Here is a 23,343-nt window from a genome sequence, read left to right on the forward strand (position 1 = left end):
GACACACATGGGCGAGGCTGAAAACCTGTTGATTCCACGCGATAAAAATATAAACCCACACAATTGACCGGCACTTACTGCTTCAAAGCCGCCCTGACACGGATACATTCGCTCAACTTTTTCATGGCGGTTTTCCCGTGGGCCAGGACCTTGCCGCTTGACAGGCGCCTGCGCTAAAGCACCCGGCCATCCCACCCCACTGTCACATGCCGTGGCAACTCGCGCCGATGTTCCAGCAGCCATGCATCCAGCGTATGCCCCACATGGGTCAGTACCCCCAACTGCGCACCGGTGTCGGCAATACTCTGCAACGCCAGCGTCAGGTCATTGTGATTGCGCGGAGCTTGCGGCTGCGGCGGCATGGAGCAATCCAGCACCAGCACTTCCAGCGGCTGGCGTTGCAACCAGGCCAGCGTGTCAGGCGGCAGGCCGACGGTGTCGGTAAGGTAGGCGATGCGGCGCCCCTCGCCTTCGAGCAGGTAACCCAGGGTCAGCCTGGAATGTTGCAACGGCAACGCGGTAACGCTCAGCGCGCCGAACTGCCGGGTTTCGAACGCGGTAAACGGCTGGCTGAAATCGAGGATGCCGGGGTGCTTGTAGAGGTCGGACAAAGCTTCCGGATCCGCCGGGCCGTGCACCGGTATCACCAGCCCCTGGCCCCAGCGCAAGTGCAGCAAGCCTTGCGCATGATCGGCGTGATAGTGGGTCTGGAAAATCCCGTTGAAACTGCGCGGCGGGAAACGTTCGGTGAGGTCGGGCAAGCCGCTGTCGATCAGCCAGCGCTGGTCGCCGCATTCGATCAGCGCGCTGCACGGTCGGCGGCGCAGGCTTGCATCGCTGCGCGCCATTGCGCACGCCGCGCACTCGCAGCCATACACCGGGACTTGCCGCGCGTCACCGGTGCCGAGCAGGGTCAGGCGCATGCCGAGTGCCCGTGGTCGAGGCAGCACAGCAGGCGCTCGACGGTGTGTTCCAGCGGGCCGGAATTGTCCAGCACGAACAACCCCGCGCCATTGCCGCTGATCAGTTGCGCCGTGAAGCGTGCATTGCGTGCCAGGCGCTCCTCGATATCCGCCAGGGACTCGCGTCCTCGCGCGACCAGGCGCTGGCGCAACACGGCTTGATCCACCGTCAGCAACAGCACCAGCAGGTTCGGATAGCGCTCGCGGGTCTGCGCCAGGTGCGCACGCGAGCCGTTGACCAGCACGTCCTGCCCCGCCGCCAGCCAGTCGTCGATTTCCCGGGGAATCCCGTAGGACAACCCATTGGCCTGCCAACTGAGGGCAAACCCACCCTCGGCCTGCAGCGCCGCGAACTGCTGCGGGCTCACGCCCTGGGCCGCTTCACCCACCGCTTCCGCCGAGCGGGTGATCACGCGGCGCACGATGCGGCAGCCGCGCTCGGCCAAGCGCGGGCGTGCGGCATCCAGCAGGCTGTCCTTGCCCGAACCGGATGGCCCGATGAGATAGATCAACCTGCCCACCATCAAAACACCCTCTTCGCCTGTCGCCAGACTTGTTGCACTACAGGAAGCCCTTCGCGGCTGCGGGCCTGTACCAGGTCCGCGCGCAGACCAATGGCAATTTCACCGCGATCCGTCAGCCCGGCCGCTTGCGCCGGCGCCAGGCTGATCATCTTGACCGCCCGCGACAGGTCGCCGCCGTCCTGCTGGTCGGCCAGCACGAACGCAGCCTGCAACAGGCTGGCCGGGTAGTAATCACTGGAAAGTATATCCAGCAATCCCTCGGCAGCCAGGCCGGCGGCGGCCACATTACCCGAGTGCGACCCACCGCGCACCACGTTCGGCGCGCCCATCAAGACTTTCATGTTGAGTGCCTGACACCCCTTCGCCGCCTCCAGCGTGGTCGGGAATTCGGCGATGGTCATGCCGTAGCGCGCCGACTCTTCCACATGCGCCAGGGTCGCGTCGTCATGGCTGGCCACCGACAGGCCGCGCCCCAGGCAATGCTCGACGATGGCCGCGCGATAACGGTCGCTGTACTCCCGCGAGTTGGCCATCTGCAGCACGATAAAAGCGTCCATGGTTTCGTCGTTGAGGTGGTACTTGCCCATGTAGTACTCACGGTACTTGGATTCGAGCACGAACTGGCGCTGGCCCGGCGAGTGGTCCATCACCGAGACCAGGCGCACCAGCGGGTTTTCCACCAGGTCGCGGAACACGCTGAGGGTATCGGGATGGCACAACTCGCAGCGCAGGTGCAGGTGATGCTCGGCGCGCGTCAGGCCGGCGCCTTCTGCCGCAGCGATCGCGTCGAGCATCGCCGGCAGCTTCTTCATGCGATTGCCCTTGGGGTTCACGTCGCCGATGGAGACCGCATCGAACACCGTGGTGATGCCCGCTGCGATAATTTGCGCATCGTGGCTGAGCACCGCCGAGGTCGACGGCCAGTCCACGCCCGGGCGCGGGGTCATGTGTTTTTCCAGGTTGTCGGTGTGCAATTCCACCAGGCCGGGGAGCAGGCAATCCCCGCCCAGATCCTGGGCCTGGGGCAACTGGCTGCGACCTTCGGCGATGTCGACGATCTTGCCGTCGCGCAGCACCACGCAGCCGAGGAACATGCGATCAGCGGTGACCACCTGGGCATTACTGAGGATCTGTTCAGCGGGCATGTGCGTATTCCTCTTCGGCAACGGGCGTGGGGGTCATGTCGAAATGGCGGTCGGCAACCGCTTCACGGGCAGCGCGGTCGTGGAAGATGCCGATCAGCGCGGCACCGCCGGCCTTGGCTTCGTTGATCAGTTCCAGCACCACCTGGCGGTTGCTGTCATCCAGCGACGCGGTGGGTTCGTCCAGCAGCATCACCGGCCACTCCACCATGAAGCCACGGGCGATGTTGACGCGCTGCTGCTCGCCACCGGAGAAGGTCCCGGGCGCCAGTTGCCACAGCCGCTGGGGGATGTTCAGGCGCGCCAGCAAGTGCTCGGCACGCGACTGCGCATCGGCCTTGGACCAGCCACGCGCCAGCGCCGGCTCCATGACCACATCCAGGCACGCCACGCGCGGGATCACCCGCAGGAATTGGCTGACGTAACCGAGGGTCTGCTGGCGCACCTGCAGAATGTCGCGCGGCGCCGCGCCGACCAGCTCCAGCCACGCCTGCGCATGACGTACGCGGATGCTGCCGCCCGCCGGCAGATAGTTGCCATACAGGGTACGCAGCAAGGTGCTCTTACCCGCGCCGGACTGGCCATGCAGTACCAGGCATTCGCCCGCCTGCACGCTGAACCCCACGCCGCGCAGCACGTTGAGCACCACCCCATGCTGCTGGTGCAGGGTGAAGGTTTTCGAGAGGTCAAGGACCTCGATCAAGGCATTCGTCATGGCTGCAGTACCGAAGACACCAGCAGTTGAGAGTAAGGGTGTTGTGGATCGTCGAGGATCTGGTCGGTCAACCCGGTTTCCACCACCCGCGAGCGACGCATCACCATCAGGCGATCAGCGAGCAGGCGGGCCACGGCCAGGTCGTGGGTAACGATCACCACCGCCAGGTCCAGCTCACGCACCAGGCCGCGCAGCAGGTCGAGCAGCCGCGCTTGCACCGACACATCCAGGCCGCCGGTAGGCTCATCCATGAACACCAGGCGCGGGCTGGAAACCAGGTTGCGGGCGATTTGCAGGCGCTGCTGCATGCCGCCCGAGAAAGTGCGCGGCAGGTCATCGATACGCTGCGGATCGATTTCCACCTGGCCCAGCCAGTCCAGGCCGGCACCGCGCAGTTGCGCATAGTTGCGCACGCCCTGGGCCATCAGGCGCTCGCCGATATTCGCGCCGGCCGACACGCCCATGCGCAGGCCGTCGCGGGGGTTCTGCTCGACAAAGCCCCATTCGGTGCGCAGCAAGGTGCGGCGCTCGGCTTCGCTGGCGCTGTAGAGGTCAAGCCATTCGCCGTCCTTGCTGCGATAGCCGATGCTCCCCGCCTGCGGTGGCAAACGCCCGCTCAGCAGCGAGAGCAAGGTGGATTTGCCCGAGCCGGACTCGCCGACGATGCCCAGCACTTCGCCGGGGTACAGGTCAAAACTGACGCCCTGGCAACCCTTCTCCGGGCCGTACAACAGGGACAGGTCGCGGACTTGCAATAACGGCTGGCTCACTGGTTGTTCTCCTTGACCCGCTGGGCGCAATACCAGGTGTCGGAACACACGAAACTCTGGGTCCCGGCGTCATCCAGAATCAGCTCATCGAGGAACGATTCATGGCTGCCGCAGATGGCGCAGTTGTGCTCCCACTGCTGCACTTCGAACGGGTGATCCTCGAAGTCCAGACTGGTGACCTGGGTGTAGGGCGGCACCGCGTACAGGCGCTTTTCGCGACCGGCGCCGAACAGCATCAAGGCCGGGCTCATGTCGAGCTTGGGGTTGTCGAATTTGGGAATCGGCGACGGGTCCATCACGTAGCGCTCATCGACCATCACCGGGTACGCATAGCTGGTGGCGATATGGCCAAAGGTGGCGATGTCTTCGTAGAGCTTCACGTGCATCACCCCGTAATCATTCAGCGCGTGCATGGTGCGCGTCTCGGTTTCCGACGGTTCGATAAAGCGCAGCGGTTCCGGGATCGGCACCTGGTAAACCATGACCTGGCCGGCTTGCAGCGGGGTCTCCGGGATGCGGTGGCGGGTCTGGATCACCGTTGCTTCAGGGGTCGCCTCGGTAGTGGCGACGCCCGCAGTGCGCGCGAAGAAGCGGCGAATCGAGACGGCGTTGGTGGTGTCGTCGGCGCCCTGGTCGATGACCTTGAGCACGTCATCGGCGCCGAGGATCGCGGCGGTCAGTTGCATGCCGCCGGTGCCCCAGCCATACGGCAACGGCATCTCGCGACCGCCGAACGGCACCTGGTAACCGGGGATCGCCACGGCCTTGAGCAAGGCGCGGCGGATCATGCGCTTGGTCTGCTCGTCGAGGTAGGCGAAGTTGTAGGCCGGGTCGCGTACCGGCGCTTGCGTCAGGTCATTCATGGCGGGTGCCCTCGGCCGGTTGGCGCAGTTTGCGGATCAGTTCCAGTTCGGACTGGAAGTCCACGTAGTGCGGTAATTTGAGGTGCGAAACAAAGCCCGCCGCCTCGACGTTGTCGCAATGCGCCAGCACAAACTCCTCGCGCTGGGCCGGCGAGACGATCTCTTCGTTGTATTCCCCGGCGCGCAGTGAGCGGTCGACCAGCGCCATGCCCATGGCCTTGCGCTCGGCATGCCCGAACGCCAGGCCATAACCGCGCGTGAACTGCGCAAGCTCGGTGGCCGAGCCGACGAACTGGTTGACCATCTCGCACTCGGTCACTTCGATGCTGCCCAGGCAGATCGGGAAGCCCAGCTCTTCGGGGTCGATCCACACCTCCACGTCGCCGATGCGAATCTCGCCGGCAAACGGGTGGTTACGGCCGTAGCCGCGCTGGGTCGAATACCCCAGCGCCAGCAGAAACCCTTCATCGCCACGGGCCAGGGCCTGCAGGCGCTCGGCGCGGCTGGCGGGGTACTCCAGCGGGTCGCGGGTGATGTCGGCGACACGCGCGTTGTCGTCGGTTTCGTGCTTGATCAGGCCTTCCTTGGCGAGCAAACCGAGCACGCGCGGGCAGGCTTCCAGCGTCGCCTCGGGTGTGGTCTGCGGCCCCGGATATTCGCCGTCGGCCAGCAGCGCAAAATCCAGCAGCCGATGGGTGTAGTCGAAAGTCGGGCCGAGCAATTGGCCGCCGGGCACGTCCTTGAACGTGGCGGACAAGCGCCGGCTCAAGGACATTTGCGCGGTGTCGATCGGCAGGCTCGGGCTGAAGCGCGGCAGCGTGGTGCGGTAGGCGCGCAACAGGAAAATCGCCTCCACCAGATCCCCCGCCGCTTGCTTGATCGCCAGCGCGGCGAGTTCGGCGTCGAACAGCGAGCCCTCGGTCATCACGCGGGCCACGGCCAGGGGCAGTTGCTGGCGAATCTGCTCGACACTGAGTTCAGGAATCGCGGTATCGCCCCGGCGTTTTTTTGCCAGCAGGCGGTGGGCATTGTCGATGGCCTGTTCGCCACCTTTGACGGCTACGTACATCAGGCGTGCTCCTCTGCGATGCGGCTGCTGCGCGGCAGGCCGATCAGGTGATGGCCGGCGGCGAACAGCACGTCCAGGCCACGGGGGAAGGCTTCGCGGCGCTGACGCTCGTGCCAGAAAGCTTGTGGCACCGGCACGTGCACCCGGCGCTGGGCCTGGATACCCGGACCGCGCCAGAGCAGGCCGCGACCGGCTTCCAGGTCGGTGAGCTGCACCAGTAAAGTGCAGGACTGATCGGGATAGCGGTCATTGCCGTGGTCGAAGCCGCCGAGGTCGAGCAGGTCCTGCTCGCCCAGCAGTGCAAACACGGCGTCCTCGCGCTTATCCGTGAGCGGGCAACCGCAGTGGAAGGCCAGGTTGGCGCGGATCAGCGGCGTGTCGAAGCTCGGCGCCAGCCATAGCGGCGTGTCCACATCCAGCAGCGCCAGGCACAAGGCGTAGGTGGCGGGCGCCAGCCCGTCAAGGCGCGGGGCCGAAGGCAGGTGCTGGATCAAACCCGGTTCGGCCAGGGCCTTGAGGGCGGCGCGAAAGCCGCGCTGGGCATCCAGGACCGGGTCGACAAACGCCGGTTGCAACAGGTGAGCACTCATCAGTTTTCTCCTCGCACCAGGGTGAAAAACTCGACCTTGGTGGCCGCCGTGTCGGCTTCTTTTTGCGCGCGGCGTTGTGCCTGGGCACTGGCCAGCGCGGTGATCAGGTCGCTGAGCCAAATGCTCGGATGAGCGCCTTGCAGGTGGGCGTCGGCCAGGGCGGCCAGTTCGGCGTGGACCTTGTCGCGTCCGGCCAGGTAGCTGTAGCCGGTGCGACCATCAGCCAGGCGCACCACGCAGCGGGTCACGCTCATTTCGCCGAGATTGAACGGCGCGCCATTACCGCCCATGCGGCCGCGCACCAGGGTCATGCCGATTTCCGGAGCGCGAATGGTCTGGTATTCCACGTCTTTCAACGCGGCTTCATGCGGTTGCAGTTCACTGAGTTGGGCGCGGGCAAGCACGCCAATCCAGTGTTGACGCGGGGACAGGTTCATCGTGGTCTCCATCAAGTCACCACTTGGTACTGGAAGCGATCCGAACGGCTGGTGGACTGCGCCAGCTCCACCGGGCGGCCGTCGCGATCGCAGGAAAGGGTAAACACGGTGAGGGCCGGCAAATGCCGGGGCATCAGCAGCAGCGCGGCTTCATCACGGTTGGGCAAGCGCGCACCGATCAGGCTCTGGGTGCGCGTCAGCGGCAGGTCACGCTCACGCAGGTACTGGCGCAACGAGCCGCCGGTGTAGTCGGCCAGCAACGGCGCGCGGCTGGCGCAGTAGCGATGGCGGATCAGGCTGACGGGCTGGTGGTCGAGTTTGCGCAGGGTTTGCAGCTCGATCATCGGCGCCATTTCGGCGATGCCCAGGTGCCCGGCTTCCTCGCGGCTGGCGTAGCAGTAGCGGCGCTTGAGCAGCACCGCCTCGACACCGACACCCTGGGCCGACAAGGATTGGCTGTAGGAGGTCTCGGCGCCCATCGAGTAGATCAGCGGCCGGTCGAGCACCTGGGTGCCCTTGCCCTGGCGGCGCAACAGGCTGCCCTCGAACACCAGCTCATCGATGGCGCGGCGCAGGGTGTGGCGGTTGACGCCGAAGCGTTCGGCCATGTGCACCTCGCCGGGGAGGAAGTCGCCGGCTTGGTAGCTGCTCAGTTCACGGCGCAGGATATCCGCGAGTTCGCGGTACACCGGCTCTTCTTGTCTAGACAACTGCATGCTTAAAAAAAGCGCCGCGCGGGCACCCCTCCAAGGTCAGATGAACTGCTTGCGCAGGCGTTGGGACAGCACGTCGATCAGGCTCACCACCACGATGATCACCAGCAGCACCGCGCAGGTTTGTACGAACTGGAAGGCGCGGATGTTTTCCCAGAGGATCACGCCGATCCCGCCGGCACCGACCATGCCCACCACCGTGGCCGACCGCACGTTGGCTTCGAAGCGGTACAACGCGTAGCTCACCCACAGCGGCATGACCTGCGGGATCACGCCGTAGATGACTTCCTGCAAAGCACTCGCGCCAGTGGCCCGCACGCCTTCCACCGGGCCCGGGTCGATGGCCTCGACGGCTTCGGCAAACAGCTTGGCGAGTACGCCGGTGGTGCTGATCCACAGGGCCAGGACACCGGCGAAGGGACCGAGGCCGACGGCAACCACGAACAACATCGCGAACACCATTTCATTGATCGAGCGGAAGGCATCCATGACCCGGCGCAGCGGCTGGTGGACCCACCAGGGGGTGATGTTGTCGGCACACAGGATGCCCAGCGGCACTGAGCAGACGATGGCCAACACCGTGCCCCAGAGGGCGATTTGCACGGTGACGATCATCTCCTTGAGGTAGGAGCGCCATTCGTGGAAATCCGGCGGAAAAAAGTCCGCGGCGAAGGTCGCCATGTTTCCGGAGTCGCGGTACAGCGCCAGCGGGTTCATTTCCGCGCCGTGCCAGGCCCAGGCCAGCAGGACCAGGAACAGGCCCCAGCCGAGGTACTGCGGCCAGGTCCTTTTGCCAACCGCTTCAGCGTGCAAAGTCGTCATGGGTCACTCTCGGTATATGGTTGGAACCTGCTTAATGTGGGAGCGGGCTTGCTCGCGAATGCTGAGAATCAGTCGCCGGATGCGTTGAATGACACACCGTATTCGCGAGCAAGCCCGCTCCCACCTAGAGCCCGGTTCCTACAGGGGGTTAGCCGTTGGCTGCGGTTTTCTTGTCCAGCTCGCTGATGCGCTGCTGCAACTTGGCCAGGTCGGCGTCGATGTCCGCCAGCTTCTTGGCCTTGTCAGCCGCTTCGAGGTGGTCGTCAGCGCTGATCGTGGTGCGCTGCTTGAACAGCTCCAGCTGGCGGATCGGCAACAGTTGGTCGTCGTTGGAGGCGAGGAACTTGCCCAGTTGCATGTTCTTCAGCACCGCCTTCTCTTCATCGGTGTCGCCGTAGTGGGCGAAGAAATCGCGGATCTTGGTCTTCTCGCTGTCGCTCAGCGCCTTGCTCCACACCATCGGGTCGGCCGGGATCAGCGGCGACTTCCAGATCACCTTGAGCATCGCGGCCTTGTCCGGCTGGGTGACTTCCAGACGGTCCCAGCTTTCGGTGTTGAAGGTGGCGACGTCCAACTGCCCCTTGGCCACGCTCAGCGCGTTGACTTCATGGCTGGAGTTCAGCGTGCGCTTGAAGGCGGTGGCGGCATCGACGTGGTTCTTGGCGAACACGTAGTAGCCCGGCACCAGGTAGCCCGAGGTCGAGTTCGGATCACCGTTGCCGAAGGTCAGGTTCTTGGCGTTCTTGAGCATGTCGTCGACGTTGTTGATCGGGCTGTCCTTGCGCACGATCAGCACGCTCCAGTAACCGGCGGCGCCGTTGGCGGCGGCGGTCTGGGCGAAGATCTCGCCGTTGGAGCGGTCCACCGCTTCCATCGCGGCCTTGTTGCCGAGCCAGGCCACGTCGACCTTGTTGAACCGCATGCCCTGGATCAGGCCGGCGTAGTCGGAGGCGAAGGTGGCGTTGATGGTCAGGCCGGTCTTCTTGTGCATGTCATCCAGGAAGGGCTGCCAGATGCTCTTGAGGTTCTGCGAAGACTCGGTGGACATGATGCCGAAGTTGATGGCTTTGTCCGCCGCGTAGGCATTGCCCATCGCGGCACTCGCCAGTAACGCGGCAGACAGAAACACGTGGCCGATACGGTTCAACATGGACGGGATTCCTGTGGGTCGTGAGTAGGGTTTCAAGCGCGCGCCAGGGCCAGCCGAGGGGTCACCTCGGTGCGGCGGGTCTGGTCGGAAAACATCAGGCTGGTGTCGACGTCGGCACCGTACAAATCATTCAGGAACTGGCTGCTCATCGCGCTGCCCTGCCCGTCGAAGTGAATGCGCCCGCCTTTGAGCGCCACGGCGCGGGGGCAATAACGCATGGCGTAATCGACTTGATGCAGGGTCACGACGACGGTCTTGCCGTCGCGGCGGTTGATGTCGGCGAGGATCTCCATGACCTTGCGCGCCGACTCCGGATCGAGCGAGGCGATCGGTTCATCGGCAAGAATCACCTCGGCACGCTGGGTCAATGCCCGGGCAATCGCCACGCGTTGCTGCTGGCCGCCGGACAAGGTGGACGCGCGTTGCGCAGCCAGGTCGGCCAGGCCCACACGCGCCAGGGACTCGAGCGCAAAGGCCTTCTCCTCGGCATTGAACAACCCGAGGTTGCCGCGCCAGCGCGGCATGCGGCCCAGGCAACCGAGCAGCACGTTGTCGAGCACGCTCAGGCGATTGACCAGGTTGAACTGCTGGAAGATGTAGCCGATGTCCGCGCGCAACCGCCGTACCTTGCCGTTCAACCGTCCACTGGCCTGCACCTCCCGGCCCAGCACCTTGACGCTGCCGCCGTTGCTCTTGTCGCAACAGGCCAGGCCCGCCAGGTGGCGCAACAAGGTGGACTTGCCGGAACCGGAAGCGCCAATCAGCGCGACCATCTCACCGGCGGCAATGGTGAGTTCGAGGTCGACCAATGCGGATTTCTTCGCAAAGGTCTTGTTCAAGTGATCGACATGGATAGCGTGAGTCATGGGCTTCTCTGTCTTGTTTGAACAGCCAATGGATGGCTGCGGTTGAGTTCAAACGACAGTAGGCCTGGGCTGTGTCAGCCCTATGACTTGCACATGACTACAGGGGGTCGGTTGGATGAAGGTTTTGTGAAAGGTTGGATGCGACCCTGCGTGGTCTTATTGTGGCGAGCAGGTTTGCCCTGCGCTGGGCTGGGCAGCAGCCCCAATAAGACCACCGCGTTTATTCAGGCAGAACGCGTCGTCAGGCTTCAGGGCCGCTTCGCAGCCCAACGCAGGGCAAGCCTGCTCGCCACAACCTGTCCGCTGCTTCTAGGAACTGTCCTACAACCCGTGTGGGTTGCGGTTGCTATAACGCACCGTTGGCCTCTCGCAGTCGCTGCTCATCTCAGCGATCAGGCTTGGTCGCCTGGGTTAGAATGGCGCACAGTGCCGCGTAAGCGGCATTATTGTGTTCGCGTTGTGGCGAGCTGTGCGTGGGAGGGCTCAGGCCCTGCCGGGTTTCCATTCCCTGGTCGACCAACCTGCGTATAGCTCGCCACCCTTCTGCTTGGTCGCGGATGTGGTGCAGAGGGTTGCGATTGCGCAGTTGTTGGTAGATCAAGCGCTGAATCGGGAGTGCCCCGTGGCCTGATGGCTGAGGCGATCTATGTGGGAGCTGGCTTGCCTGCGATGGCGGTGGGTCAGTTGGCAGATTTATGGCTGACACACTGCTATCGCAGGCAAGCCAGCTCCCACATTTGCTCCGTGTGCATCAGGGAATATTGGCGTCACGCGCGCGCAGTCGCGGGGTGACGAAATCCAGGAATGCGCGCACTTTCAGCGGCAATGGTGCCTGGCCTTTATGCACCAGGTTGATGGGCAACGCGGCCGATTCGAACGGCTGCAGCACCACCTGCAAATCACCCTTTTGCACTGCATCCGCCACTTGATACGACAGCACCCGAATCACACCAACATCCAGTGTCGCCGCCGTGATTGCCGCTTCCGCGGTGTTCACCGACAGCCGCGAATGCACTGGCACGGTCTGTTGCGCTTTACCCGCACCAAACACCCAGGCGCCCACCGAGGCCAGCACTTCGAAAGTAATGCAGTTATGGTCTGCCAGCGCCTGCGGCGTGGCCGGCAGGCCATGGGTTTGCAGGTATTCGGGACTGGCACACACCACCCGCCGCACCGTGCCGACCTGCACGGCCTTGAGCGAACTGTCCGGCAGGTCACCAATGCGCACGGCCACGTCGCACTGTTCTTCCATCAAGTGCACCACGCGGTCGGTGAGCATCAGGTTGATGCTGATTTCGGGGTACTGCGCGAGAAACTCCGCCACCACCGGCACAATATGCAGGCGCCCGAACACGATGGGCGCGGTCACCACCAACTCGCCCTTGGGCTCCGCATATTCACCGGTCGCCGCCCGCTCTGCTTCACCAATGTCCTCAAGAATTCGCCGGCACGCGGCCAGATAAGACGCGCCCACGTCCGTCAGCGACAACTGCCGCGTGGTGCGGTGCAGCAGCCGGGACTTCAAGTGGGCTTCGAGTTCCGCGACTTTGCGGCTGACGGACGCCAGCGGCATGTCCAACTTGCGTGCGGCCGCCGACAGGCTGCCCGCGTCGACCACTGCAACAAACACCGACATCGACTCAAGACGGTTCATGACGCCCTATCAAATTTTGGAAGGATGATTCCCGATCCTAGGGGATTATCGACACAAATGCGACTGCGTAAGGTTGCTCACTCAACCCCCTGCAACAAAAGGAAAGTGCCGTGAGCAGCCTGCCGATAACGTCCGAGAGTTCCCCGCCGCGAGGCAAGATCATCATGATGGCGGTGATCGCCGGGGCGGTGGTGACCAATATTTATTGCACGCAGCCGGTGCTGCCGTTGATTGCCTCGGACATGCGCGTCCCCGTGTCGACGGTCAACCTGGTGGCGGGCGCGGCCTTGCTGGGATTTGCCACCGGGCTGGCCCTGTTGCTGCCGATGGGCGACCGCTTCGATCGGCGCAAGTTGGTGCTGGGCCAAATCGCACTGGCGTTTTGTTTTGCCTTGGCGGCGGCCGTTGCGCCGAGTATCTGGGCGCTGATCGGTGCCTCGTTTGGCCTGGGAATGGTGTGTTGCGTGCCACAGCAACTGGTGCCGTTCGCGGCGGTGATGTCGCCGCCGCATGAGCGCGGGCGCAACGTGGGCACGGTGGTCAGCGGAATCATGCTGGGGATTTTGCTCGGGCGCACGATCAGCGGCGTGGTCGGCGAGGCCTATGGCTGGCGCGCGGTGTATGCGCTTGAGGCGGCATTCATGATCCCGGTGTGGTTTATCGCGGCCAAGCTGCTGCCGCCGGGCGTGCCGAGCAGCAATCTTTCCTACCCGCACCTGCTGGCTTCGCTCTGGCCGCTGATGCGCGATAACAGCCCAATTCGGCAATCGATGATGGTGCAGGCGTTGTTGTGGGCGTGCTTCAACGCGTTTTGGGTGAATCTGGCGGGGTTGCTGGCCAATGGGCCGTGGCAGCTGGGCAGTGCCTGGGCCGGTGGTTTCGGGATTATCGGCGCGATGGGCGCATTCGCCGCCTCGTACGGTGGTCGGGCGGCGGACAAGGTCGGCTGTCGCAAGGTGATCGGCGCCAGCGTGGGCATTGTGACCTTGGCGTACCTGTTGCTGGCCGGTGCGCAGACGTCGCTGGTTTTGCTGGTGGTGGGCGTGATCGTGCTGGATATCGGCGTGCAGGCGGGGTTGGTGGCGAATCAGACGCGGGCGTTTGCGGTAGACCCGAAGGCGCAGGGGCGGATCAATAGTTTGTACATGACCGCGACGTTTGTGGGTGGGGCGATTGGGGCGACGGTGAGTGGGTGGTTGATGGCACAGTTTGGGTGGATGGGGATTGTGGAGTTCGGGGTGGTGCTGGGCGTGTTGGCCGGGTTGATTCACTGGCTCGGTGGCTTCGAGCGTTCGCTCAAACTCCAGAACGAATGAAGCTCGAATGGGGGAGCTGGCTTGCCTGCGATTGCGGTAGATCAGGCACCCACTGCATCAACTGCCAGTCCGCCATCGCGGGCAAGCCCGCTCCCACAGGGGATCCGGGTATGGCTTGGGCTCCTGGGTGTACGCAGATCAAATGTGGGAGCTGGCTTGCCTGCGATGGCGGTATAGCTGCAATTGATTCGGCACCTGACACACCGCCATCGCGGGCAAGCCCGGCTTCCACAGGCGACTGCACTTCAAGTCAGGCATAAAAAAGGCGACCTTTCAAAGGTCGCCTGTTTGTCACTGCGCGTACTGCTTGCTCAATCCCGGCGGCACGCCCTGGACATTGGTTTCTTCCCATGGCCCGTTCGGGCTGATGGAGCGGCTCCAGCCGTTGCTCCAGCGGTAATACGTGCGCTGGCGGTAGAAGGTGTCGGGCTGCTCTTCCAGCACATACACCTGCATCTTGCCGTCCCAGTGGCTGGCGGCGCCGGGCGGTGGGGCGAAGGTTGGCGATGAGGTGGGCACGGGTTTCGGCGGCGGGGTCACCGGGCCGGATGGTTTGGTGCTCGGCTGGGTCGACGGGCCCGACGGTGGGATGGTCGGGCCGGTCGGCGCGGGAGGTGGGCGGTGGACCGCACAAGCGCTCAGGCCCAATACCAGGCTGAGCAAGGTGATGCGTGCAAATGCGGTCATAGGCGTTTCCTCGATTTACTGGTCCGGACTGTCGATGGTCAGCTGCTGCAGGGCAGTGGTGGTGCTGGCCAAGGGTTGGCTGCGGCCGATCCACTCGCCAGCAGTTGGAAGACCTGCCCGGGATATGCGCGCAACCAGTTGGACTTCGGGGAAGTTGGACAGTTTCAACTGCGGCATCATCGCGTCCGCATCGCCCAGTTCGACGGTGATCGGCAGGTCGGCGACGGTGACGCGCTTGGCGGCCAACGGCGCCGGCGGGCCACTGACGGCGCGAGCAAAAATGAACACGGTGTCGGTTGGCAGGGCTTTGGCTTTCACCTCGGCAGCCAGGTCCACGCGGACTTTCATCCCGGTTTTCTGCGCGACGGTACCGCCGCTTTCCTTGAGTTTCTCCGCTGCCCGATCAATACCGCCTTGCAACGCCGCACGGGAATTGTCTTGCGGTGGCAGTTGCGCCAACAGACGATTCCAGTAGTCGATTGCCTCTTGATAACGCTGGCCTTCAAAGGCCGCGATCCCGAGCAGGCCAAGGCTGGTGACTTCCTTCGGGTCGAGCTTCAAGGCTTCGTCCGTCAGCGCCTGGACCTTGGGCGACCACTGTTTGTTGTCGGCGAAGTACTGCGCCTGGGCCCACTGGCCGAGCAGTTCCGGCTGGCGCCCGGCCAAGGCCACGGTGCGCTCGAAGACCTTCGCGGCATCGGCGGCGCGATCCTGGGCCATGTACGCGCGACCGAGGAAGTACAGGCCTTCCGGCGAGTCCGGCTGGGCAGCGGCGGCACGTTCCAGGCGGCGGGTCATGTCTTCCATGGACACCGGCGGCTGGGAGAATTCGCGGGTCAGCTCGACCTTGTCGCTGGCGCCATAATGCAGGTACAGCGCAACGCCGAGGACAGGCACCAAAAATGCCGCCAACAATGGCAGTGGCTTGCCCAGGCGCGATTCACGCGGTTTTTCCACGCCTTCGGTGTCGGCCAGCAACTCGCGGGCGGCTTCGGCGCGGCCGGTGTCGAGTTGCGCGGCGTTGAGCACGCCTTCGTCCTGCTGCACCTGCAGCTCGGCGACGCGTTCCTGGTACAGCGCCACGTTCAGCGCGGTGCGATCCTCTTCACGTTGGGCGCGGCGGCCGCGCAGTACCGGAATCAACAGAAAACTCAGGGCAATCAGAAGCAGCAAGCCGGCTGCGAGCCAGAAATCAATCATCAGTCTTGGTGTCCAGCAATTGGTCGAGACGTTTACGCTCTTCAGGGGACAGCGCATCGGAGCCATCGGTCGGCGCAGCGCGGCGGCGGCGCACGATCACGGCCATCACCACCACGCCAGCCAGCAGCAGCCCGGCGGGGCCAAACCACAGCAACGCGGTCTTGCCGGTAAGGGCCGGTTTGTAGCGCACGAAATCACCGTAGCGGTCGACCATGAAGTCGATGATCTGCTGGTTGTCCTTGCCCTCCCCCAGCATGCGGAAGATCTCCTTGCGCAAGTCGGCGGCGATCGGTGCGTTGGAGTCGGCGATGTCCTGGTTCTGGCACTTGGGGCAGCGCAGTTCCTTGGTCAGCTCGCGAAAACGTTCGCGGTCACCGTCCTTGGCGAATTCGTAAGTATCGATGGCCGCGTGGGCCACGCCGGCCAAGCCCAGCGCCAGGACGGCAGCCGCTAACAGGCGCTTCATGGCTTGGCCTCATCGACCAGCGCCTGGTACTTGGCGGCGAGTTGTTCACGCCAGACCACCTCGTCGATCACGCCGACGTACTTGTCGCGGATCACGCCCTTGGCATCGATGAAAAAGGTTTCCGGAGCGCCGTACACGCCAAGGTTCAAACCGAGGTTGCCGTCTTCATCGCGGATATCCAGCTGGTACGGGTTGTGAAACTCCGCCAGCCACTTCAAGGCCGCCGCATTGTCGTCCTTGTAGTTGATGCCGTAGATCACCACGCCTTTCTCGGCCAGCTTGTTCAGCACCGGGTGTTCGACACGGCACGAGATGCACCAGGTACCCCACACGTTGACCAGCGCCGGTTTGCCCAGCAGGTCAGCCTGGGTCAGGGTCTTGTCGCCCTGCACCGTCGGCAGGCTGAAGGCCGGGAACTGTTTGCCGATCATCGCCGAGGGCAGCTCGGCCGGGTCCAGGTACAAGCCGCGATACAGGAACACGGCCACCACCAGGAAGGCCGCCAGCGGTAAAACCATCAACCAACGCTTCATGCCGCCGCTCCCTGCAGACCGAGGGCTTCACGCACCCGGCTCTTGACCTTGACCCGATAACGCCGATCCAACGCGGCCAGCAAACCACCAAAACCGGTGAGCAAACCGCCGAACCAGATCCAGCGTACAAATGGTTTCACGTGCACTCGCACCGCCCAGGCGCCATCACCCAGCGGTTCACCCAACGCCACGTAGAGATCGCGGGTGAAACCGGCGTCGATACCGGCTTCGGTCATCATCGAACTCTGCACGGTGTACAGGCGTTTTTCCGGGTGCAGCACCGCCACTTCCTTGCCGTTACGGACGACGCGCACCGTGCCTTTGTCCGACGTGAAGTTCGGCCCTTCGAAGTGCTTGGCGCCTTCGAAGATGAAGTGGTAACCGGCGAGGTCCATGGACTCGCCCGGCGCCAGGCGCAGGTCGCGCTCGGCGCTGTTCTGGCTGGACAGCACCACGCCGAGCGCGCACACGGCGATGCCGATGTGCGCGACCTGCATGCCCCAGTAGCTGCGGGTCAATGTCGGCAAGCCTTTGATCAAGCCTTTGTGGCGGGTCTTGTCGACGATGTCACGCGCACCGGCGAGCAATACCCAGGCGGCGAGCAGGAAGGTCGCAAGTACCGCCCAGTTGAAGTCGCCGTAGGCAATACCGGCGATCACTGCCAGGGCCACACTGCCGAGCAGTACCGGCATCAGCATGCCCGCCAGCCATTTCACCGGAGTGTCTTTCCAGCGCACCAGCACGCCGACGGCCATCACCACCATCAACAGGCCCATCAACGGAATGAACAACGCGTTGAAGTACGGCGGGCCCACGGACAACTTGGCACCGCTCAACGCGTCCAGCACCAGCGGATACAAGGTGCCGAGCAGGATCATCGACGCGGCCACCACCAGTACCAGGTTATTGCCCAGCAACAGGGTTTCGCGCGACCACAGGTTGAAGCCGACCTGGCTCTTGACCACCGGGGCACGCAAAGCAAACAGCGTCAGCGAGCCGCCGACCACGAACAGCAGGAAGATCAGGATGAACACGCCGCGCTCAGGGTCGGACGCAAACGCGTGCACCGACGTCAGCACGCCCGAACGCACGAGGAAAGTGCCAAGCAGGCTGAGGGAAAATGCCGCGATGGCCAGCAGCACGGTCCAGCTCTTGAACACGCCGCGTTTTTCGGTGACGGCCAGCGAGTGAATCAGCGCGGTGCCGACCAGCCATGGCATGAACGAGGCGTTTTCCACCGGGTCCCAGAACCACCAGCCGCCCCAGCCGAGTTCGTAGTAGGCCCACCATGAGCCCAAGGTGATGCCAATTCCGAGGAAGGCCCAGGCGACGATGGTCCACGGCCGCGACCAGCGCGCCCAGGCGGCATCGAGGCGCCCGCCGAGCAAGGCGGCGATGGCGAACGCGAAGGCCACCGAAAACCCCACGTAACCCATGTAGAGCATCGGCGGGTGCACGATCAGGCCAATGTCCTGCAGCAATGGGTTGAGGTCATGCCCGTCCACCGGGATCTGCGGCAGGATGCGGCTGAACGGGTTGGACGTCATGATCAGGAACAGCAGGAAGCCGATGCTGATCATGCCCATCACTGCCAGTACGCGCGCCAGCATGACTTGCGGCAGTTGGCGCGAGAACACCGACACCGCGAAGGTCCAGCCGCCGAGGATCAACGCCCACAACAGCAACGAGCCTTCGTGGGCACCCCACACGGCGCTGAACTTGTAGTACCAAGGCAGCGCGCTGTTGGAGTTGTTCGCCACATAGGCGACGGAAAAGTCGTCGGTCATGAACGCATAGGTCAGGCAACCGAACGCGAACAGCAAAAAGGCAAACTGCCCCCAGGCCGCCGGTTGCGCCAGGCTCATCCACAGGCGGTCACCGCGCCAGGCGCCGAGCAATGGCACCACGGCCTGGACGATGGCAAAGCACAGGGCGAGGATCATCGCCAGTTGGCCCAGCTCCGGAATAAACAGTGCGGACGTCATCACTTAGCCCTCCTTGGCGGGGGTTGGCGCGGGTTGACCGCTGTCCTTGAGGGCCTTGGTGACCTCGGGCGGCATGTATTTCTCATCGTGCTTGGCCAGCACTTCATCGGCCACCACCACGCCCTCGGCGTTGAGCTTGCCCAGGGCGACGATGCCCTGGCCTTCGCGGAACAGGTCCGGGAGGATGCCACGGTAGGTGATGGTCACGGCCTTGTTGAAGTCGGTGACCACGAAGGTCACGTCGAGGGAATCTCCGGAACGCTTGAGCGAGCCCTTCTCGACCATGCCGCCGGCGCGAATGCGCGTGTCCACCGGCGCTTCGCCATTGGCGATCTGGGTCGGGGTATAGAACAGGTTGATGTTCTGCTGCAGGGCGCTCAGAGCCAGGGTCACGGCAATGCCGACGCCGGCCAGGATGGCAAGGATGATCAACAGACGCTTTCTACGCAGCGGATTCACTTTTCGGTCTCCCGGCGCAGACGACGCGCCTCTTGTTGCAGGTAACGCTTGCGGGCCAGGATCGGCGCGGCGACGTTGAGGGCCAGCACCGCCAGGCAGATGCCATAGGCCGTCCAGACATACAGGCCGTGATGGCCCATGGCGAGAAAATCACTGAACGATGCAAAGCTCATCCACGCGCTCCCAGGCTGGTTTGCACTTCGGCCTTGACCCAACTGGTGCGGGCTTCACGCTTGAGCACTTCAAGGCGCATGCGCAGCAACAGCACGGTGCCGAAGAAACAGTAGAACCCCAGCACCATCAGCAGCAGCGGCGCCCACATCTCCACCGGCATGGCCGGTTTTTCGGTGAGGGTGAAGGTGGCGCCCTGGTGCAGGGTGTTCCACCACTCCACCGAGTACTTGATGATCGGGATGTTGATCACGCCGACAATCGCCAGCACCGCGCAGGCCTTGGCGGCGCTGTCACGATTGCTGATCGCGTTGCCCAGGGCAATCAGACCGAAGTACAGGAACAGCAGGATCAACATCGACGTTAGTCGCGCATCCCACACCCACCACGAGCCCCAGGTGGGTTTGCCCCAGATTGCGCCGGTCACCAGCGCCACGGCGGTCATCCACGCGCCGATGGGCGCGGCGCATTGCAGGGCCACATCCGCAAGTTTCATCTTCCACACCAGGCCGACGACGCCGCACACGGCCAGCATCACGTAGCAGGACTGGGCAAGCATCGCGGCGGGCACGTGGATATAAATGATGCGAAAGCTGTTGCCTTGCTGGTAGTCCGGCGGCGCGAAGGCCAGGCCCCAGACCAGGCCGATGCCGATCAGCAATACGGCGAAGACGCTCAACCACGGCAGCAGCTTGCCGCTGATGCCGTAGAACCATTTGGGCGAGCCGAGCTTGTGAAACCAGGTCCAGTTCATTGCTGTTTCCATCACGGTGGCCTCCCGTCATTGCGGGAGGCTCAGGGTCTTTACTGGCCACGGTTAAAACGCTTGGCCAGACCTCATTATTCGCCGACGCTGATCTTCAGGCCAGCCGCTATAGCAAAGGGTGTCAGGGTTACCGCCAGGGCGGTCAGGCTGCCAAGCCACAGGAGGTAACCGGTCGCCGGCATGCCCATGAGCGCGGCCTGCAAGGCGCCGCTACCGAGGATCAACACCGGGATGTACAAAGGCAGAATCAACAGGGCGAGCAACAGGCCACCCCGTTTCAAACCGACGGTCAACGCTGCACCCACGGCCCCCAACAGGCTGAGTACAGGCGTGCCGAGCAACAGGCTCAGGAGCAGGATCGGCAGGCACTCGGTGGGCAACCCGAGCATCATCGCCAGCAGCGGCGAGAGCAAGACTAGCGCCAAGCCGGAAAAAGCCCAGTGTGCCAGTACCTTCGCCAGTACCAGAAGTGGCAGGGGGTGCGACGAAAGGACCCACTGTTCGAGGGAACCGTCTTCGAAATCACTGCGAAACAGCCCGTCCAGCGAGAGCAGGACCGACAATAGCGCTGCCACCCACACCAGTCCCGGGGACAAGGTTTGCAACAGTTTAGTCTCGGGGCCGACCGCCAGCGGGAACAAGGCGATCACGATGGCAAAGAACACCAACGGGTTGGCCAACTCCGCCGGGCGACGGCACAACAGCCGCGCTTCGCGGGCGACCAACAGGGCAAACACGCTCATGCCGACCACCGGCCCAGGTCCAGGTCGCGGTAACCGGCGGGCATGCGCGTGAGGTTATGGTGGGTGGTGAGTACGACCAGGCCGCCCTGCTCGCAATGTCGCGCCAGGTGCTCTTCCAACTGGGCGACGCCTTGTTTGTCGAGGGCGGTGAAGGGTTCGTCGAGAATCCACAGCGGCGGGCCGGGCAGATACAGGCGCGCCAGGGCCACGCGGCGCTGCTGGCCGGCGGACAGGGTGTGGCAGGGAACGTCTTCAAAGCCCTTGAGGCCGACAGCGGCCAGGGCCTGCCAGATGGCGTCGCGCGCGGCCGGATGATGCAGGGCGCTGAGCCAGCTGAGGTTTTCTTCAGGCGTCAGCACATCCTTGATGCCGGCGGCGTGGCCGATCCAGACAAGGTTGCGGGCAAGCTCGGTGCGTTGTTCATTGAGGGGTTTGCCGTTGAGGCGTACAACGCCGGCTGTCGGCTGCATCAACCCGGCCAGCAGGCGCAGCAGACTGGTCTTGCCGCTGCCGTTGGGGCCGCTGATCTGCACCATGTCGCCGCCCGTCAGCCGCAGTTCGAGGTGTTCGAACAACAGACGCAGGTCGCGTTCACAGGCAAGCGCTACGGCTTCAAGAAGAGGGCTGGTCAAGAGATCGCGGGCCTTTACGGTTCAAGTCGGCGGTGCAGCGGCCGTTAAAGAGAAATGCACAATAACGGCTTTGGCGACCGATTTTAGAGAGCTGGATCAAATAGTTGTGAGGTTTTTACCGCTCTCTTTGCAGACGGGCGGCATTATACATGTGATGCCCTACTCTAAAGAGGGCAATTTCCCCAGAGACGACGCGCGCGATGACCGGTGAGATCAACCTTCCTACGCTAGCACCTGCTCCGGCAACCGGGCCTGCCCTGGCGCCCGCGACCGGTGAGTTGCTGAAACTGCTGGAGCCGCAGATCGGCCTGATCGACCCCGGGAAAACCGCGAACGCCGAGGTCATCGCCCTGAAACAAGGCGGTGAAGCCTTTCAGCTGTTGCTCAAGCTGACCCTCGAGGGTGGCCGCCAGACCCTGGTCCAGGCGAGCAGCGCGCAGCCCTTGCCGCTGGGCAGTAACGTGGCCGTCAGCCAGACGCCCGCCGGCAACCTCACGCTCAGCCTGCAGCAGGCCTTGAGCGCGAACGTGGCCGCGCTGACGCGCATCGACACCACGCAAATGCCGGTGGGCACGCTGTTACAAGCCAAGGTGCTGACCACCCAGATGCTGCCCCAGGGCCCCACGCAACCGGCCATCTACCGTTCGCTGGTGACCGTGCTCAATAACGCCCTGGTCGGGGCCACCCTGACCGTGGAAAGCCCGCAACCCTTGCGCGTGGGCAGCTTGCTCAGCGCCGTGGTGCAGAACGCACAGACCTTGAATTTTGTGCCGTTGAGCGGGCTCAAGGATCAATTGGCGGTGACCCAGCAACTCGCCACCCAGCAAAGTCGCCAGGGCTCGCTGGATGCGGTCTTCACTGCGCTCCAGAACCTGCCACGTGGCGACAGCACCTCCGCTGACCTGCGCGCCGCAGCCGAGCGGTTACTGGCGGCCTTGCCGGACCTGGCGCAGGTCAGTAATCCCAAGGTGCTGGCCCAGGTGATTCAGAACAGCGGCGCCTTCCTCGAAGCCAAGCTGCTCGCCGGGCAAAACCCGCAGATCCCGCCGCTGGACATGAAGGGCGCCCTGCTGCGCCTGGTCGCGGACCTGCTGCCCGCCCTCCCCGCCAGCACCAATATGAATGCCATCCTCGCCGCCAATACGCTGGCCCAGGTGTTGCCGAACTTCGTGCGCAGCCCGTTGAACACCCTCGGCCAGGTCAGCGCCCGGCAGACACCCGCAGGCTTCCCGCTGCCCGAGCGGCTGATGGCCAAACTGGAAGGCGAAGGCGACCTGGAAAACCTGCTGCGCCTCGCCGCCGGGGCGATCTCGCGATTGCAGAGCCACCAGTTGTCGAGCCTGGAACAGACCGGCACCACCGCCGATGGCCGCCTGCAAACCACCTGGCAACTGGAAATCCCGCTGCGCACCTTGCAGGACATCGTGCCGCTGCAGGTCAAGTTCCAGCGCGAAGAGCCGGCGCCGGACAAGGACCAGCCCGAGCGCAAAGACAAGAAAGATCCCAAGCAGATGCTCTGGCGCGTCGAGCTGGCCTTCGATATGGAGCCATTGGGGCCGTTGCAGGTGCAGGCGCAATTGACCCAGGGCAAGCTGTCCAGCCAGTTATGGGCAACCCGGCCGTTTACCGCCAGCCTGATTGAAAGCCACTTGGGCAACCTGCGCGAGCGCCTGGTGACGTCGGGCATCAACGTCGGCGACCTCGATTGTCACCTTGGCACCCCGCCGCGCGGGCCGAAAACCGGACTGGAACAACGCTGGGTGGATGAGACCGCATGAAAAACCCGACACCACCGCGTCAGGCGATTGCCCTCAAATACGACGGCCAACAAGCCCCGACCCTGACCGCCAAGGGCGACGACGCCCTCGCCGAGGCGATCCTGAAGTTGGCACGGGAAAACGAAGTCCCGATCTATGAAAACGCCGAGCTGGTGAAGCTGCTGGCGAGGATGGAATTGGGCGACAGCATTCCCGAGGAGTTGTACCGCACCATTGCCGAAATCATCGCGTTCGCCTGGACGTTGAAGGGCAAGTTCCCCGCAGGCTATGACCCCAACGCCCAGCCGGCGGAACGCGATGTGACCGCACGCGGCGAAGACTACTAACGAC

The 23,343-nt window shown here is 63.9% G+C and carries 27 protein-coding genes; 3 read left to right on the forward strand and 24 right to left on the reverse strand.

Annotated features, from left to right (window positions below):
* Positions 1–173: 173 nt before the first annotated feature.
* The 14 genes from phnP to BBG20_RS06980 form a co-directional block, all read right to left on the reverse strand.
* Positions 174–923 (reverse strand): phosphonate metabolism protein PhnP, encoded by a 750-nt coding sequence (gene phnP / locus BBG20_RS06915; protein ID WP_065901613.1) that lies wholly within the window; start codon positions 921–923, stop codon positions 174–176.
* Positions 914–1,486 carry a phosphonate metabolism protein/1,5-bisphosphokinase (PRPP-forming) PhnN gene (phnN, locus tag BBG20_RS06920; protein WP_065901615.1) on the reverse strand — a complete coding sequence of 191 codons (573 nt, stop codon included), beginning with the start codon at positions 1,484–1,486 and terminating at the stop codon, positions 914–916. The genes phnP and phnN overlap by 10 nt, the downstream gene beginning before the upstream one ends.
* Positions 1,486–2,631, reverse strand: a complete 1,146-nt coding sequence (locus BBG20_RS06925) for an alpha-D-ribose 1-methylphosphonate 5-triphosphate diphosphatase (RefSeq protein ID WP_065901617.1) — start codon at positions 2,629–2,631, stop codon at positions 1,486–1,488. Before BBG20_RS06925 ends, phnN begins: the two co-directional genes overlap by 1 nt.
* Complete coding sequence (phnL, locus tag BBG20_RS06930; RefSeq protein WP_065901619.1) at positions 2,621–3,343, reverse strand: phosphonate C-P lyase system protein PhnL; 723 nt, start codon at positions 3,341–3,343, stop codon at positions 2,621–2,623. The genes BBG20_RS06925 and phnL overlap by 11 nt, the downstream gene beginning before the upstream one ends.
* Positions 3,340–4,149 carry a phosphonate C-P lyase system protein PhnK gene (phnK, locus tag BBG20_RS06935; RefSeq protein WP_168167060.1) on the reverse strand — a complete coding sequence of 270 codons (810 nt, stop codon included), beginning with the start codon at positions 4,147–4,149 and terminating at the stop codon, positions 3,340–3,342. Before phnK ends, phnL begins: the two co-directional genes overlap by 4 nt.
* Positions 4,110–4,976 carry an alpha-D-ribose 1-methylphosphonate 5-phosphate C-P-lyase PhnJ gene (locus BBG20_RS06940; RefSeq protein ID WP_065901622.1) on the reverse strand — a complete coding sequence of 289 codons (867 nt, stop codon included), beginning with the start codon at positions 4,974–4,976 and terminating at the stop codon, positions 4,110–4,112. Before BBG20_RS06940 ends, phnK begins: the two co-directional genes overlap by 40 nt.
* On the reverse strand, positions 4,969–6,045 hold the full coding sequence (locus BBG20_RS06945; protein ID WP_065901624.1) for a carbon-phosphorus lyase complex subunit PhnI: 1,077 nt from the start codon (positions 6,043–6,045) through the stop codon (positions 4,969–4,971). Before BBG20_RS06945 ends, BBG20_RS06940 begins: the two co-directional genes overlap by 8 nt.
* A complete protein-coding gene (gene phnH / locus BBG20_RS06950) occupies positions 6,045–6,635 on the reverse strand; it encodes a phosphonate C-P lyase system protein PhnH (RefSeq protein ID WP_065901627.1) in 591 nt (196 codons plus the stop codon). The genes BBG20_RS06945 and phnH overlap by 1 nt, the downstream gene beginning before the upstream one ends.
* The gene (phnG, locus tag BBG20_RS06955) at positions 6,635–7,072 is read right to left on the reverse strand and encodes a phosphonate C-P lyase system protein PhnG (protein WP_106804714.1); all 438 of its coding nucleotides are present in this window, start codon (positions 7,070–7,072) and stop codon (positions 6,635–6,637) included. The genes phnH and phnG overlap by 1 nt, the downstream gene beginning before the upstream one ends.
* A gap of 11 nt (positions 7,073–7,083) precedes the next feature.
* Positions 7,084–7,788, reverse strand: a complete 705-nt coding sequence (phnF, locus tag BBG20_RS06960) for a phosphonate metabolism transcriptional regulator PhnF (RefSeq protein ID WP_162946071.1) — start codon at positions 7,786–7,788, stop codon at positions 7,084–7,086.
* A gap of 36 nt (positions 7,789–7,824) precedes the next feature.
* The gene (phnE, locus tag BBG20_RS06965; protein WP_058427920.1) at positions 7,825–8,607 is read right to left on the reverse strand and encodes a phosphonate ABC transporter, permease protein PhnE; all 783 of its coding nucleotides are present in this window, start codon (positions 8,605–8,607) and stop codon (positions 7,825–7,827) included.
* A gap of 148 nt (positions 8,608–8,755) precedes the next feature.
* Complete coding sequence (phnD, locus tag BBG20_RS06970) at positions 8,756–9,757, reverse strand: phosphonate ABC transporter substrate-binding protein (protein ID WP_065901633.1); 1,002 nt, start codon at positions 9,755–9,757, stop codon at positions 8,756–8,758.
* 32 nt (positions 9,758–9,789) lie between these two features.
* On the reverse strand, positions 9,790–10,623 hold the full coding sequence (phnC, locus tag BBG20_RS06975; protein ID WP_065901634.1) for a phosphonate ABC transporter ATP-binding protein: 834 nt from the start codon (positions 10,621–10,623) through the stop codon (positions 9,790–9,792).
* A gap of 751 nt (positions 10,624–11,374) precedes the next feature.
* Positions 11,375–12,277 (reverse strand): LysR family transcriptional regulator, encoded by a 903-nt coding sequence (locus tag BBG20_RS06980; protein WP_065901635.1) that lies wholly within the window; start codon positions 12,275–12,277, stop codon positions 11,375–11,377.
* A gap of 110 nt (positions 12,278–12,387) precedes the next feature.
* On the opposite strand from BBG20_RS06980, the gene BBG20_RS06985 reads away from it, so the two are divergent.
* On the forward strand, positions 12,388–13,593 hold the full coding sequence (locus BBG20_RS06985; protein WP_065901636.1) for an MFS transporter: 1,206 nt from the start codon (positions 12,388–12,390) through the stop codon (positions 13,591–13,593).
* Between the two features lie 291 nt (positions 13,594–13,884).
* Here BBG20_RS06985 and BBG20_RS06990 read toward each other — a convergent pair whose 3' ends face one another.
* The 10 genes from BBG20_RS06990 to ccmA all read right to left on the reverse strand — a co-directional run bounded on the left by BBG20_RS06990 (position 13,885) and on the right by ccmA (position 21,235).
* Positions 13,885–14,280, reverse strand: coding sequence for a hypothetical protein (locus BBG20_RS06990; protein WP_065901637.1), 396 nt, complete (start codon positions 14,278–14,280; stop codon positions 13,885–13,887).
* 15 nt (positions 14,281–14,295) lie between these two features.
* Entirely contained in the window at positions 14,296–15,480 is a 1,185-nt protein-coding gene (gene ccmI / locus BBG20_RS06995) for a c-type cytochrome biogenesis protein CcmI (RefSeq protein ID WP_065901639.1), read from the reverse strand.
* Complete coding sequence (locus BBG20_RS07000; RefSeq protein WP_065901641.1) at positions 15,473–15,946, reverse strand: cytochrome c-type biogenesis protein; 474 nt, start codon at positions 15,944–15,946, stop codon at positions 15,473–15,475. Before BBG20_RS07000 ends, ccmI begins: the two co-directional genes overlap by 8 nt.
* Positions 15,943–16,479: a DsbE family thiol:disulfide interchange protein gene (locus tag BBG20_RS07005; RefSeq protein ID WP_016972113.1), complete on the reverse strand. Its 537-nt coding sequence runs from the start codon at positions 16,477–16,479 to the stop codon at positions 15,943–15,945. Before BBG20_RS07005 ends, BBG20_RS07000 begins: the two co-directional genes overlap by 4 nt.
* Entirely contained in the window at positions 16,476–18,464 is a 1,989-nt protein-coding gene (locus BBG20_RS07010) for a heme lyase CcmF/NrfE family subunit (RefSeq protein ID WP_065901642.1), read from the reverse strand. The genes BBG20_RS07005 and BBG20_RS07010 overlap by 4 nt, the downstream gene beginning before the upstream one ends.
* Positions 18,465–18,467: 3 nt before the next feature.
* Positions 18,468–18,923, reverse strand: a complete 456-nt coding sequence (gene ccmE, locus BBG20_RS07015; RefSeq protein WP_065901643.1) for a cytochrome c maturation protein CcmE — start codon at positions 18,921–18,923, stop codon at positions 18,468–18,470.
* Positions 18,920–19,096, reverse strand: coding sequence for a heme exporter protein CcmD (gene ccmD / locus BBG20_RS07020; RefSeq protein ID WP_003172771.1), 177 nt, complete (start codon positions 19,094–19,096; stop codon positions 18,920–18,922). The genes ccmE and ccmD overlap by 4 nt, the downstream gene beginning before the upstream one ends.
* Positions 19,093–19,848: a heme ABC transporter permease gene (locus BBG20_RS07025; RefSeq protein WP_065901645.1), complete on the reverse strand. Its 756-nt coding sequence runs from the start codon at positions 19,846–19,848 to the stop codon at positions 19,093–19,095. Before BBG20_RS07025 ends, ccmD begins: the two co-directional genes overlap by 4 nt.
* Before the next feature lie 86 nt (positions 19,849–19,934).
* The gene (gene ccmB, locus BBG20_RS07030) at positions 19,935–20,603 is read right to left on the reverse strand and encodes a heme exporter protein CcmB (protein WP_017734375.1); all 669 of its coding nucleotides are present in this window, start codon (positions 20,601–20,603) and stop codon (positions 19,935–19,937) included.
* Entirely contained in the window at positions 20,600–21,235 is a 636-nt protein-coding gene (gene ccmA, locus BBG20_RS07035) for a cytochrome c biogenesis heme-transporting ATPase CcmA (protein ID WP_065901648.1), read from the reverse strand. Before ccmA ends, ccmB begins: the two co-directional genes overlap by 4 nt.
* 200 nt (positions 21,236–21,435) lie before the next feature.
* Between ccmA and fliK the strand changes: the two genes are divergently transcribed.
* Both fliK and BBG20_RS07045 read left to right on the forward strand, forming a co-directional pair.
* Positions 21,436–23,013 (forward strand): flagellar hook-length control protein FliK, encoded by a 1,578-nt coding sequence (gene fliK / locus BBG20_RS07040; RefSeq protein WP_065901650.1) that lies wholly within the window; start codon positions 21,436–21,438, stop codon positions 23,011–23,013.
* A complete protein-coding gene (locus tag BBG20_RS07045) occupies positions 23,010–23,339 on the forward strand; it encodes an EscU/YscU/HrcU family type III secretion system export apparatus switch protein (protein WP_065901651.1) in 330 nt (109 codons plus the stop codon). Before fliK ends, BBG20_RS07045 begins: the two co-directional genes overlap by 4 nt.
* Positions 23,340–23,343: the final 4 nt, after the last annotated feature.

The organism is Pseudomonas aylmerensis, assembly GCF_001702265.1.
In the GTDB taxonomy this organism is placed as follows: Bacteria; Pseudomonadota; Gammaproteobacteria; order Pseudomonadales; family Pseudomonadaceae; genus Aquipseudomonas; species Aquipseudomonas aylmerensis.

Excerpts from the sequence above, each read along its gene's own strand:
- ccmB (WP_017734375.1), bottom strand. The coding sequence starts at position 20,603 with ATGAGCGTGTTTGCCCTGTTGGTCGCCCGCGAAGCGCGGCTGTTGTGC.
- ccmI (WP_065901639.1), bottom strand. The coding sequence starts at position 15,480 with ATGATTGATTTCTGGCTCGCAGCCGGCTTGCTGCTTCTGATTGCCCTG.
- BBG20_RS06945 (WP_065901624.1), bottom strand. The coding sequence starts at position 6,045 with ATGTACGTAGCCGTCAAAGGTGGCGAACAGGCCATCGACAATGCCCAC.
- BBG20_RS06990 (WP_065901637.1), bottom strand. The coding sequence starts at position 14,280 with ATGACCGCATTTGCACGCATCACCTTGCTCAGCCTGGTATTGGGCCTG.
- phnE (WP_058427920.1), bottom strand. The coding sequence starts at position 8,607 with ATGACGACTTTGCACGCTGAAGCGGTTGGCAAAAGGACCTGGCCGCAG.
- BBG20_RS06940 (WP_065901622.1), bottom strand. The coding sequence starts at position 4,976 with ATGAATGACCTGACGCAAGCGCCGGTACGCGACCCGGCCTACAACTTC.
- phnC (WP_065901634.1), bottom strand. The coding sequence starts at position 10,623 with ATGACTCACGCTATCCATGTCGATCACTTGAACAAGACCTTTGCGAAG.
- phnN (WP_065901615.1), bottom strand. The coding sequence starts at position 1,486 with ATGGTGGGCAGGTTGATCTATCTCATCGGGCCATCCGGTTCGGGCAAG.
- phnH (WP_065901627.1), bottom strand. The coding sequence starts at position 6,635 with ATGAGTGCTCACCTGTTGCAACCGGCGTTTGTCGACCCGGTCCTGGAT.
- BBG20_RS07000 (WP_065901641.1), bottom strand. The coding sequence starts at position 15,946 with ATGAAGCGCCTGTTAGCGGCTGCCGTCCTGGCGCTGGGCTTGGCCGGC.
- phnP (WP_065901613.1), bottom strand. The coding sequence starts at position 923 with ATGCGCCTGACCCTGCTCGGCACCGGTGACGCGCGGCAAGTCCCGGTG.
- phnL (WP_065901619.1), bottom strand. The coding sequence starts at position 3,343 with ATGACGAATGCCTTGATCGAGGTCCTTGACCTCTCGAAAACCTTCACC.
- BBG20_RS07005 (WP_016972113.1), bottom strand. The coding sequence starts at position 16,479 with ATGAAGCGTTGGTTGATGGTTTTACCGCTGGCGGCCTTCCTGGTGGTG.
- BBG20_RS07010 (WP_065901642.1), bottom strand. The coding sequence starts at position 18,464 with ATGACGTCCGCACTGTTTATTCCGGAGCTGGGCCAACTGGCGATGATC.
- BBG20_RS07045 (WP_065901651.1), top strand. The coding sequence starts at position 23,010 with ATGAAAAACCCGACACCACCGCGTCAGGCGATTGCCCTCAAATACGAC.
- BBG20_RS06980 (WP_065901635.1), bottom strand. The coding sequence starts at position 12,277 with ATGAACCGTCTTGAGTCGATGTCGGTGTTTGTTGCAGTGGTCGACGCG.
- BBG20_RS07025 (WP_065901645.1), bottom strand. The coding sequence starts at position 19,848 with ATGAACTGGACCTGGTTTCACAAGCTCGGCTCGCCCAAATGGTTCTAC.
- phnG (WP_106804714.1), bottom strand. The coding sequence starts at position 7,072 with ATGAACCTGTCCCCGCGTCAACACTGGATTGGCGTGCTTGCCCGCGCC.
- ccmD (WP_003172771.1), bottom strand. The coding sequence starts at position 19,096 with ATGAGCTTTGCATCGTTCAGTGATTTTCTCGCCATGGGCCATCACGGC.
- phnD (WP_065901633.1), bottom strand. The coding sequence starts at position 9,757 with ATGTTGAACCGTATCGGCCACGTGTTTCTGTCTGCCGCGTTACTGGCG.
- phnF (WP_162946071.1), bottom strand. The coding sequence starts at position 7,788 with ATGCAGTTGTCTAGACAAGAAGAGCCGGTGTACCGCGAACTCGCGGAT.
- BBG20_RS06925 (WP_065901617.1), bottom strand. The coding sequence starts at position 2,631 with ATGCCCGCTGAACAGATCCTCAGTAATGCCCAGGTGGTCACCGCTGAT.
- fliK (WP_065901650.1), top strand. The coding sequence starts at position 21,436 with ATGACCGGTGAGATCAACCTTCCTACGCTAGCACCTGCTCCGGCAACC.